The following is an 11,599-nucleotide window of genomic DNA, read 5'->3' as shown; positions in this document are numbered from 1 at the left end:
GGGGATTTACTACCCGTTAATCTGCGATAAAGCGATGTGAAAAGGATGCTAAAAACAAAAAATGTGATGAATGTAATCATTGGCTTCTTTATTATGATAGCCGTATGGCAGGCGATTATTATGATTGGAAAATACAATTCGGCACTTTTTCCGACACCTCTACAAGTTTGGGAGGGAATCCTATCGCTTGTTAAAGATGGCACCCTGTTTGTTCATTTTCAAGTAAGTATAATGCGGTTTTTGACAGGGTATCTGTCGGCGGTTGTGTTCGCCATTGTTTTAGGTCTTATTTTTGGGAGAATCCCAGCATTATGGGGAGTGATCGACCCAATTGTTCAGGTGCTAAGGCCGGTTTCTCCGATTGCTTGGTCACCTTTTATAGTTCTATGGTTTGGTATCGGCAATATGCCGGCCATCGTCATTATTTTTATCGCCGCCTTTTTTCCAGTATTACTATCAACGGTGGCGGCTGTAAGAAAAGTTGATAAGACGTATTTGAAAGTTGCTCAAAATTTCGAGATTAAGAAGTTTGAGCTTTTACGAAAAATCATCTTTCCAGCTGCGTTCCCCTACATTGCGAATGGGCTGCATATTGCTGTAGGAACAGCGTGGGTTTTTCTTGTCGCAGGTGAGATGATTGGCACGCAGTCAGGTCTAGGTTATTTAATCGTTGATGCCAGAAACTCCTTGAGACTTGATTTGGTGATGGCTGGTATTTTGTTTATTGGAGTAGCTGGGCTGCTCCTTGATAAAGTCGTAGGGCTTTTTGAAAATTGGATTAATCGTATTTGGGGAAGGGCTAGCATTTAATAGGTTGTAAAATAATAAACAATGATCCATTTTATGGACCATTATAGAATAGGGCTTATCTTCTAGCGTCCAAAAGATGACTTCTGAATTCAGAAGTCATTTTTTCTGTCCATTGATGACGTGTTGAGTTGTATAATATACAATATATTACATCACTTGATTTTATAGAAGGGGATGGAAAGTGTTGAACATTTGGGTAGGTGAAAAAGTCAGATTACGGTCGATCGTACCGGGCGATTGGGCGAAGTTTCACGAGAACGATCAAGATAGTGAGGGAGCCAGATTGTCAGATGCCCTGTACTTTCCGAGATCAGAGGATGGAACCAAGTTGTGGGCTGAACAGCAGGCAACAAAAGGTTCGGATGGAGACAATATGATGCTTGCGATTGAAACTCTCGAAGGAGAATTAGTCGGTAGTATTAATTCACATAATTGTAATCAACGTAATGGGACCTTTAAATATGGTGTGGCGATTTTTCGCGCACATTGGCGCAATGGGTATGCTTCCGAAGCAGTGAAAATTTTGCTTCGATATTTCTTTCAAGAGTTGCGTTACGAGAAAGTAACAGCACAAGTATATGCTTTTAACGAAAGCTCCATTGGATTACAAGAACACCTTGGCTTCAAACAAGAGGGCAGGCTGAGAAATATGATTTTTACTAACGGAATTCATTACGATGAGTATGTATATGGTCTGTTAAAAAGTGAACATAAACAGATACATATGTAAGTAAGGTCGCTGACCGCTGCTTTTGCCTAAACAAAAAAGATTACGGGAGGCTGTATGTGTAATAAGAAGGTGCAAGAAACGATTGGTATGAACGCTTCAGAAATCCGCGGTAGTTATAAGGAAAGTCTCTATACCTATGATAACCGCAGGCTGTACAGTAAATATTTTCGGAAAAGTACACCGAGCGTAATCTTCATCGCCGGATTAGGTGATAGCCATGAGACATGGAATGTGGTTGAAGACCGCATATCGCAGGAAACGTCAACTTTTTCATATGACAGAGCTGGTGTTGGTAGGAGCCAAGCGGCGTCCGTACCGCGAACTTGCCATGATCTGGTCGAGGAGCTCTCCGAACTGTTGTTGGCACTTGACGTGGAACCACCCTATGTTTTGGTGGGACATTCTTTTGGCGGTTTAGTCGCCAGGCTGTATGCAAGCCTTTATCCGCAGCTCATTTCCGGCATTGTTCTAGTTGATGCGGCGCCTGAATATAAAGAACTCGCGTATGAGAAGGTTTTGCCAGAAAAGCTGGCTGCTGAAAATAGGGAATATTTCGAGAATCCTATGCTGAATAGTGAGAAAATCGATAAGCCACAGAGCTATAAACAAATCGTTGATCATTTTCGGCAAAGTGATATTCCGCTCTCTATTATTACAAGAGGCTTACCAGATATAGGGGACGGGGAATGGCCCTCACAAGAAATATTGGAAGTTGAGCTAAGGCTGCAAGCCGATTTCCAGCGGCTGTCAACGTCAAATAAGCACCGGATTGCTGGTCGCAGCGGGCATTATATTCATCACGATGAACCGGAAATTGTGATAGAGGAAATTTTAATCATGTTGAACGGGATGAAGCAGAAATAGCAACTGCTTTATCCTGTTTTTTATGTTGAGCCGACATATGGTAAAAAGAATAATTCGGTGTGCGAAACTGCAAAGGTGATTCATCTATGTTACATTGATAGAAGTGGTATCAAATATTCAGTGATATGAGGGTAGAAGCTGATCATTTTACATTGGGAGAAGGTTTCTATGGCTAACATTAACGAAATTGCTAAGCAAGCAGGTGTGTCTGTATCGACTGTATCAAGAGTGCTTAATAATCATCCGTATGTATCTGAGGATAAACGGGCAGCTGTTCAGAAAGTGATTGATGAATTGGATTATACGCCAAATCGGGCTGCCATCGATTTAATCCGCAGGGAAACGAGAACGATTGGTGTCATCATGCCCTACAACAATAATCAGGCGTTCGATCAGCTGTTACATGGAATTCTCAATATGTCTATCGAACAGGATTATTCGGTTACGGTTCTGCCAACAAAATACAATAAAGATAAAGAAATCAGCTATTTGAACATGCTTAAAAACAAACAGTTGGACGGTATTATCATCACCTCACGAAGTAACGATTGGGAATCGATTATTCCTTTTACGAAATATGGAATGATCGTCGCATGCGAGTATACCGATCATCCTGAAATAGGATGTTCATATCTTGACCGATATTCATCTTATCTGGATGTATTTCAACTGCTCAAAGAAAAGGGGCATACAACGGTAGCCTTTACAACTGCAAGAGGGCTTGAGAGCAAAAGCACACAACAAACGATTGCAGCTTACAAAAACGTGTTTGGTGAATTACGACCGGAGCTTCACATTTCGGATTGTTATAGTATGGAGGATGGGAGTAACGCAGCAAAGAAGTTGCTAAGCATGAACCCTAGACCAACGGCCGTTTATGCTAATGGAGACGAGGTGGCAGGAGGCTTCTATCAGTACGCTCTTTCAATTCAGCTAAAAGTACCTGATGATCTAGCGATTATTGGACAAGAGAATCAGCCCATTGGAATCGGTTTAGGTCTTTCTACTGTAGATCATCAATTAGTCAAAGTGGGTGAGCAAGCTTTCAACCTCATTATAAGTAAATCTAGAGAGAAGCAAAAAATACCATATCGAATTATTCACCGTTTATCAATTTAGCTGTTGACCTGAAATGGATATCATACTTTAGCATGCAGATAGGCTTTCAAACCGCTTATACGATGTTAAGGAGGAATCGATTCATGTACAACACATTTATATTTGATATTGACGGAACCTTGATTGACACAGAGCAAGCCGTGTTGAGTTCATTGCAAAAATTGTTGAAGGTGGATTATGACAGGGATATCGATCTGAAAGACCTGAATTTCGCACTTGGGATTCCTGGGATGTATGCATTGCAACAGTTAGGGATTGACGATATGAATCAAGCTTTAGACCGCTGGGACAGCTTTATGAAAGAATATTATTCTACGATAGATGTTTTTAGTGGGATCAAGGAATTGCTCGACGAGTTGAAGAAACAGTCTGTTATGAAGGGCGTAGTAACGTCTAAGACAGATCAAGAATTTTCACATGATTTTGTACCGTTTGGTTTAACTGGACACTTTCCGCATGTTGTGTGTGCTGACGACACCGAACTGCATAAACCGCATCCAGAACCATTATTCAAGTTTCTAGAGATTTCGGGTGCTGATGCGATGTCTTCTATATATATTGGAGATACGATTTATGATTACGAGTGTGCCAGAGATGCTGGAATCGACTTTGGATTGGCATTATGGGGTTGCAAAAATCATGAAGCGATACCTGCAAAATATAAGTTTGAGAAACCGCTGGATATCCTTACACTGCTCCATGAAGAAGGAACTGTAACTAGGTAACCACTAATGGGATAAATCATTCAATGGTAAATACCCTTTCATTATGAAGAAAAAGTATTTTTTAAAGGTCGTCGTTGAATAAAGCAAAAAAAGAGCTATTATCAGCTCTTTTTTTGTTGTCATATAGTCACGAAAACAATTTAACTGGTCGAGTTATAACGATGAGATTGCAGCATGGGATTCATTCATTGAAAATAAATCTGCTCAACTTCAGAGCTTAAGGAAAAGAGGATGATTATGGATATTGAACTACACTCTCAAAGATTAATACTAAAATCTATTGACGAATCTAAAGCGATGCAAGTCTTGGATTATGTCGTGAGGAATAAGGAGTTTTTAGAAAGGTGGGAAGTTGTTAGAAACGCCGATTATTACACCGCTCAAACACAAAAAGAATTAATTTTAAGCGATAAACTTGATATGGAAAAGGGACAACTGGTTAAAGTATGGATGTATAAAATAGATGAACCGGACAAAATTATTGGATCCATTGCACTGAGCAATATTGTTAAGGAAGCATTTTTATCTTGTCACCTAGGCTATCGCTTGGATCAGGAAGAGAACAACCAAGGTTACATGACAGAGGGGATCAAATGCATGATCAATTATACGTTTGACGTATTAAAACTTCATCGGATTGAAGCCAATATCATGCCAAGGAACGAAGCTTCCTTGAAAGTTGTGCAAAAGCTAGGATTTTATCATGAAGGTCTTGCCCAAAAATATTTAAAGATAAACGGGACATGGGAAGATCATATACATATGGTATTACGAAATCATGAAATGGAGTAAGAGTTTTAAAAAAACTATATCCTGGATATGGAATATATTGTAGAATAGTGGGGATTGTAATAAACCCTAAAGCATAGGGTAAATACAGGGAGAAGCCATGAAAAAGATCATAATGCTATTTATAGCACTAGCCGTACTTGTCGGAACTTCATCTGCTGCTTACGCACATTCAGGAAGAACCGACAAAAATGGAGGACATAAATGTTCAGCAAAATCAAAACAAAAAGGACTATGCACCGGTTATCACTATCACAAGAAGAAAAAATAATGCCAAAGATAGCGTTTTTAAAAAATAAACCCAGCTCAAGATAATTCTAGGCTGGGTTTGTCATTTTAGAGTGAATGGAGAAGGGAGTGGCTTACCATGATTTTAGAAGTTGCCATATTACATATTAAGAAAGGGTTAACTCCATCATTTGAAACCGCTTTTAAAGAGGCGTCAGCCATCATTTCCAGCATGAAGGGATATATCAATCACGAGTTACAAGTATGTATAGAAGATGATCATAAATATATATTGCTTGTAAGGTGGGAGCATTTAGAGGATCATACTATCGGTTTCAGAGGTTCCCCGGAATATCAGGAGTGGAAGAAGCTGCTTCATCATTTTTACGATCCTTTTCCAACAGTAGAGCACTATACCGTCATTTGAATTGGGGAGTTAATCAATGGAACAAGTCATTGTATCGGAATACAATCCAGAGTGGAAAAAGCAATATGAAGATGAAAGAGTCAAAATATCAGAGGCTTTACAAGATATACTCATGACAATTGAGCATATTGGCAGTACGTCCGTACCGGGTCTAGGCGCGAAGCCAATCATTGATATGATGGTCGGTGTCATGGATCTCGATCAAGTGGGTCAAGAACAAATCGATCGCTTAATGAAGATTGGTTATGAATATGTACATAAACCAGATTTTCCAGAGCGAAAATTTTTTCGTAAGGGGAAATGGCGAGCAGGTACACACCATCTTCATATATATGAAATGAGTGGTGCACAGTGGAGAAATAACATGTTATTTCGGAATTATCTGAGAAACCATGCAGATACGCTGGCGCAATATTATCAGCTAAAGAAAGAATTAGAAGCTAGACATAAACATGACCGTGTTCAATATACAGCGGGTAAGGAAACCTTTATTCAAGAAGTTATTAATAAGGCGACAGAAGAGTTCGGCGCAGGAAGGTAGATGGAGGGCGATCAATGAACAGAGTTCAATTGAAGGAAACTTTGGAATTGCTATTCGGCGATTTGCTTCAGGCTTTTGAAGAAGGAGATGAATACGCTTTTTATCCCTACGGTCCAGAAGAGATTAAGCGTATTGGTTATGCGACTAACATTACAGTGGATGTTATCAAGCAAGCAGCTGAGCAAAAAGTTCAGCTACTGCTTACACATCATGATGCATGGGATTTTATTTACGGAATGAAAGAAGAATGTCACAGTCTATTGATGGAACACCAAATGAATCATTTTTTTGTACATTTACCATTGGATTATGCTCCGTTTGGTACATGTAACTCGTTGTTTAAAGAGCTCGGAATGGAGAGTCTGGTGCAAGTCTCATCACATCAAGAAGGAAGAAGTATTCCTGGTACTGGTGAACTAACGACACCTATCTCATTTGAGACGTTTATTGATAAGGTAAGATCTGTGCTTGATGAAGATGTGAAGTCGTGGAAAAATTCAGATCGGCTCATTAAGCGGGTAGGAATAGTGACGGGTGCAGGGAATGGCACAGACCAAATTCGAGATGCGGTCAATGGGGAATGCGATGTGTATATTACCGGAGAGAAAAACTTATACACGGTACAATATGCGCAATATGTGATGATGAACTTAATTGTGGGCAGCCACACCTTCACCGAAATATTTGGAGTAAAATCGTTAGCGGAAAAGATAGCTGAACATCATCCAGATATCGAAATCGTACAGTTAGTTGAGGAACATATTGAGTAAGCAAACATAAGGAGAAGGAACAGTAATGATGTATACTTTTAAACCGATGACCAAGCACATGGCTGAGATGATAATGACATGGGAGTATCCAGAACCCTATGACTTTTATAACTTTGATTCAAGTGATGAGTCCATAGAAGAATTAATGAATGGTGAGTATTATGGCGCTTTTAATCATCAGAACCAGTTAGCTGGATTTTTTTGCTGCGGTAATAGTGCAAGACTACCTGGGGGATATGATGCTGGAATATATGTGGAAGAGAACCGACTAGATATTGGACTTGGTATGAAACCATCGTTGACCGGAAATGGTCAGGGAAGTTTATTTGTTGCGGATGGGCTGCAATTCATGAAAGAACGTTATAAACAAGACCAATTTAGGTTGGCTGTTGCCACTTTTAATACAAGAGCTATAAATGTATACAAAAAGAATGGATTCGTAGAGCGGGACACTTTACTTAGCAAAGTTCATGGAACAGATGTACAGTTTTTATGCATGGAAACATAGAAACTCTGTTAATGGAAAAAAATTAGGTTAACGCTACTGAACTGAAAGATAGAAATGTAGACATCGAAGTCATCCGTTTTGATTGGGGAATGATTGGTGTGGTCATTGATCCAGAAGGAAATAGAATTGAGATATTAGAAATATAGAGGCTGATTAATTGGAGGACTTCGTGAAGCAAAGGGTTTTGCAGAACAGGTCCTCCAATTTTTCTTTAGAGATGAAAGTCCAATAACAGGAGGATGCCAGATGAAGTTTATAGTTCCAAAAGATGCATTGGTTCTTCCCCTACAGCATATCTCAAGGATAGCCACCTCCAAAGTTATTCCCATACTTAGCGGAGTCCTAATCACAGTAGAACCGGAGCGGATTTTATTAGTAGGCGGCGATTCCCATAATATTTTGAGATATGAATTGAGTAATGACAAGTTTAATTATATTAAATCTGGGTCGATTGTGCTGCCCATTGCTAAATTACATGAGATCATCAAAAAGATGGATGGAGAGACCATAGAGGTAGATTTAATAGATCACACTATTGTAAACATTATATCCGGAAATTCTAAGTTTCGTTTGATTGGGATGGATGCAAGCGAATATCCTGAGGTCAGAATGGAGCACAGCGGAAAAGGGTTCACCATGAAAGGGGCAATCTTGAAAGACCTGATTCAACAAACGATTTATGCAGTTTCCACCAGGGAAGAGACTCCGTTGTTAACTGGGGTTCATATGAGAATGAACGATGATTTTATTTGTTTTACGGCATGTGACAGACATCGAGTAGCCAGAATTACTGAACAATTGCCTACAGATATTTCTGAGAATAGAATCATTTCGGGGAAAACATTAGTAGAGATTAGAAATATGGTAAAAGATGAGCTACCTGTACGTATAGACTTTCTGGAACACCGTGTTGTTTTCAATCAAGGAACCTTTACGTATGCGGTAACACCACTAGAGGGAAGATACCCGGATATCGAAAGAATGATCTCGATGGAACCTAACACTAAAGCCATAGTGTCTACTAAAGATCTATTGCGAGCACTTGAAAGATCGATGATTATCTCCGACAATGGCAATGGTTTTATTACGACCATGCAAATAAGAAACGGTTACATCAACATCTATTGCCAGAGTGAAAATGGTAACTTGGATGAAAACATCACGCTTGAGAGCTTAAATGGGAACGACTTCGAGTTTAACTACAATGTGAAATATGCAATAGATGCTTTAAAGACGATAAGAACAGAGTATACGGCCATTTATTACAGCCTTAATCAAAAAATGATCATATTCAAACCCCACGAACAAGAGAACAGTTTACATTTGATTATGGGTGCGATGAAGTAAAACCTGATGAGAGGTAAAAGTAATGAAGAGAAATATAGCTATTTATCTCAATAAGGAGTGTAGTTTAAGCTATGAAAAAACTTCTTGTAATGTGCATGATCCTGTCATTTATGATAGGGTGCGGCAATGAAACCGATGGTACACAAACTCAGAGCATCGAAAATAAGGTTGATGCAGCATTTATTCCTTCAGAAGCAGGGGGATCAAGTGCAGCTACAGATGATTTTGTAGACATCTCATCTTCAGAATGGGGTGAATACATCAAGGTGGTTAGAGAGTATTTGCATCTCAGAACGAAAGCAGTCCTTGAAAAAGATATAAACGTTCTATGGAAGCAGTTCCCCCAGTTAGCACATCATATGGATCGTAAAACGGGCATTAATGTCGAACAAGACGAGCTGGATCACTTAAAATCATTTAAACTACTGGATGCTAATTATAACGAAGAGAGTAATGACCGAATTCAAGTTAAAAAGCTTGGCAGTAATAAAGCCGTTGTACTTGTTCACACGGAGATTACGTACTTATTGGATAATTATGATATTTCCGGAGGAGAGCTTCTCATTAGTCTACACGTTCAACGAAACCATGAATCAGACCCATGGACCGTTGTTAAAACCGATGAATATACACTCCCGGGGTATAAAGAATGGGTGAAAAATAAACAATCGAAATCATGATAAACGTGAATGCTGAATAGCAGCAGACAATAATGCCAAATGGCCGGTTGGGAATAATGGGAAAATACGGAACAGTCATGGATGTTTTGTTTGGCTAGGCAACAATAGTAATGGATGAGGTGTTCTAATAGTAGAGATTCTTTATATTAAGACCGCAAGAGCTAGCGGATTTTGTTAAAAGAGAGAAGTTGATGAAGATAGAACGTATTTTTAAGGCGAAGTATCCTTCAGGAATTTTTACTATGGTATTTATGCTAATACTCATTGGAACAAATTCCCGTCTATACCTTGTTGAAAGAACCAACCGGGATAATTTCGATGTTTTTATGAGTTATTTTGGAATATTCTTATTAGTTTGTTTCTTCGCTATTTTGATATTCACCATTATAAGAATGTTTATGAAGCCGTTTATCATGCAAATTAGTCGGGAATCGTTAAAAGTAAAAAATAGGGAGCTTAAGCCTTCGGACATCAAGGAGATCCGAGTGCATGGGTACTTCAGACCACTTATCGGCATTATACCTGTAGGTAAGAGAATTACCCCTATGGATTTCTGTTTTCGATTTATAGAGCAGGAGGACGCAGCCATTCAGGAATTAACGGAATGGGCGAGCAAACATCAGGTGAAACTGTCACATAAGCAGGTAAAAAAATGGCTTTAGCTAAAGTTGAGGAGTTGAGATATATAGAAAGCAGCATTTTTAAGGCAAAGAATCCAAGAGGGTGGAATTTGATCATAGGTATGAGCATTATTATTACTTCCCAATTATTATCGTTGTTTATGACAAGAACCGATCCAGATGATCCTTTAGCAATAGTTCTTTTCTGGACACAAGTGGTTTTGGCGGGCTTCTGTTTTGTTCTTGTGATTATTACAATTACTAGAATGTTAATGAAGCCGTTTACCACGCAGATAAGTTCTGAATTACTGACTGTAAGAAGCAAAGAGCTTAAGCCTTCGGAAATCAAGGAGATCAGAGTACAGGGGTACTTCAGTCCGCTTATCGGCATTATACCTGTAGGTAAGAGAATTACCCCTGTGAGTTTCTGTTTTCGATTTATAGAGCAGGAGGACGCTGCCATCATAGCGTTGACCGAGTGGGCCAGGATACATAACATTAAAGTCGTGACACATAAACGTGTAGTGAGATGGCTCTGATTATTTCTTTTTCGATAGAAGATGCTTTTATCATGATGATCACTTGAAAGGTCAGATTATCGAAGCTAAGGAGCTGATAAACATAGAACGCATTTTTAAAGCTAAGAACCCATCAGGAATTGGAATGATCATAGGTATGTGTTTAATAACAGCATCTCAATCTTATTCGTCGATTATGATTAAATTTGATCGAGGTGACCCGTTAGATATATTTTTTTCTGGACTAAAGTAGTTATAATCAGCTTCTGTATTTTTCTTATAATCCTTATTATTCGAAGAATGTTAATGGAGTCTTTTACCACGCATATAAGTCCTGAATTACTAACTGTTAGAGGCAAGGAACTCAAGGCTTCGGATATCAAGGAGATTAGAGTGCATGGGTACTTTAAACCGATTATCGCCATTGTATCTGTGGGTAAGAGAAGCAATCCTGTTGATCTTTGTTTTCGATTTATAGAACAGGAGGATGCAGCCATTAAAGCGTTAACCGATTGGGCCAGAACTCATAACATTAAAATAGTGTTAATAAAAGTGTTAGGAAATTGCTCTAAATAAGTGCACTTGCCAATAATCTATTTTGAGCGCGGGCAGCTTCCAGAAGCGCAGTGCGGCGTTGCATACCGGTGGTTGACCACTTACTTAACTATTTCGGACTGACGTTCCGCTATTTACGGATTTTTCCTCGTTCAAGAAAGAATGAGGACAGGGGATCCGTTATTTGCTTATAATCGTATTCATTTGTGTATGATTTAACCCGATAGCGGAATCTGAGTCCTCAGGCTGAATCAAAAGCTACTTATTGACATAAATAGCGGATCTATAGTCCGGAGCGGGTGGATAGTTAGAGTGGTTGGCCGTACTACTTCTGTTTTACAAAAGGAATCAATACTTCACAGTTTCAT

Annotated in this window: 15 protein-coding genes; all 15 read left to right on the top strand. The window is 39.1% G+C overall.

What is annotated here, in order from left to right; genetic code table 11:
- Nucleotides 1–45: 45 nt before the first annotated feature.
- Complete coding sequence (locus B9N86_RS17435; RefSeq protein WP_208914419.1) at nt 46–810, top strand: ABC transporter permease; 765 nt, start codon at nt 46–48, stop codon at nt 808–810.
- Nucleotides 811–991: 181 nt separating this feature from the next.
- On the top strand, nt 992–1,540 hold the full coding sequence (locus B9N86_RS17430; protein WP_208914418.1) for a GNAT family N-acetyltransferase: 549 nt from the start codon (nt 992–994) through the stop codon (nt 1,538–1,540).
- Between the two features lie 87 nt (nt 1,541–1,627).
- On the top strand, nt 1,628–2,404 hold the full coding sequence (locus B9N86_RS17425; protein ID WP_208920473.1) for an alpha/beta fold hydrolase: 777 nt from the start codon (nt 1,628–1,630) through the stop codon (nt 2,402–2,404).
- A gap of 168 nt (nt 2,405–2,572) precedes the next feature.
- Entirely contained in the window at nt 2,573–3,523 is a 951-nt protein-coding gene (locus B9N86_RS17420; RefSeq protein ID WP_208914417.1) for a LacI family DNA-binding transcriptional regulator, read from the top strand.
- 83 nt (nt 3,524–3,606) lie between these two features.
- Entirely contained in the window at nt 3,607–4,248 is a 642-nt protein-coding gene (locus tag B9N86_RS17415; protein ID WP_208914416.1) for an HAD family hydrolase, read from the top strand.
- Between the two features lie 237 nt (nt 4,249–4,485).
- Nucleotides 4,486–5,040, top strand: coding sequence for a GNAT family N-acetyltransferase (locus B9N86_RS17410; protein ID WP_208914415.1), 555 nt, complete (start codon nt 4,486–4,488; stop codon nt 5,038–5,040).
- A gap of 97 nt (nt 5,041–5,137) precedes the next feature.
- The gene (locus tag B9N86_RS17405; protein ID WP_208914414.1) at nt 5,138–5,308 is read left to right on the top strand and encodes a YHYH domain-containing protein; all 171 of its coding nucleotides are present in this window, start codon (nt 5,138–5,140) and stop codon (nt 5,306–5,308) included.
- Nucleotides 5,309–5,404: 96 nt separating this feature from the next.
- The gene (locus tag B9N86_RS17400) at nt 5,405–5,692 is read left to right on the top strand and encodes an antibiotic biosynthesis monooxygenase family protein (RefSeq protein WP_208914413.1); all 288 of its coding nucleotides are present in this window, start codon (nt 5,405–5,407) and stop codon (nt 5,690–5,692) included.
- Nucleotides 5,693–5,708: 16 nt separating this feature from the next.
- Nucleotides 5,709–6,233 carry a GrpB family protein gene (locus tag B9N86_RS17395; protein WP_208914412.1) on the top strand — a complete coding sequence of 175 codons (525 nt, stop codon included), beginning with the start codon at nt 5,709–5,711 and terminating at the stop codon, nt 6,231–6,233.
- A gap of 14 nt (nt 6,234–6,247) precedes the next feature.
- On the top strand, nt 6,248–7,003 hold the full coding sequence (locus tag B9N86_RS17390; protein WP_208914411.1) for a Nif3-like dinuclear metal center hexameric protein: 756 nt from the start codon (nt 6,248–6,250) through the stop codon (nt 7,001–7,003).
- Nucleotides 7,004–7,028: 25 nt separating this feature from the next.
- Complete coding sequence (locus tag B9N86_RS17385) at nt 7,029–7,511, top strand: GNAT family N-acetyltransferase (RefSeq protein ID WP_208914410.1); 483 nt, start codon at nt 7,029–7,031, stop codon at nt 7,509–7,511.
- A 246-nt stretch (nt 7,512–7,757) separates the two neighbouring features.
- On the top strand, nt 7,758–8,858 hold the full coding sequence (dnaN, locus tag B9N86_RS17380) for a DNA polymerase III subunit beta (RefSeq protein WP_208914409.1): 1,101 nt from the start codon (nt 7,758–7,760) through the stop codon (nt 8,856–8,858).
- A gap of 71 nt (nt 8,859–8,929) precedes the next feature.
- A complete protein-coding gene (locus B9N86_RS17375; protein WP_208914408.1) occupies nt 8,930–9,538 on the top strand; it encodes a hypothetical protein in 609 nt (202 codons plus the stop codon).
- A 413-nt stretch (nt 9,539–9,951) separates the two neighbouring features.
- Nucleotides 9,952–10,200: a hypothetical protein gene (locus tag B9N86_RS17370; RefSeq protein WP_208914407.1), complete on the top strand. Its 249-nt coding sequence runs from the start codon at nt 9,952–9,954 to the stop codon at nt 10,198–10,200.
- Complete coding sequence (locus tag B9N86_RS17365) at nt 10,191–10,697, top strand: hypothetical protein (protein ID WP_208914406.1); 507 nt, start codon at nt 10,191–10,193, stop codon at nt 10,695–10,697. Before B9N86_RS17370 ends, B9N86_RS17365 begins: the two co-directional genes overlap by 10 nt.
- The last annotated feature ends 902 nt before the right edge of the window (nt 10,698–11,599 follow it).

This window comes from Paenibacillus uliginis N3/975, assembly GCF_900177425.1.
In the GTDB taxonomy this organism is placed as follows: Bacteria; Bacillota; Bacilli; order Paenibacillales; family Paenibacillaceae; genus Paenibacillus_AQ; species Paenibacillus_AQ uliginis.
The sequence above is the reverse complement of the archived record's forward strand: the minus strand, read 5'-3'. Positions and strand labels throughout refer to the sequence as shown.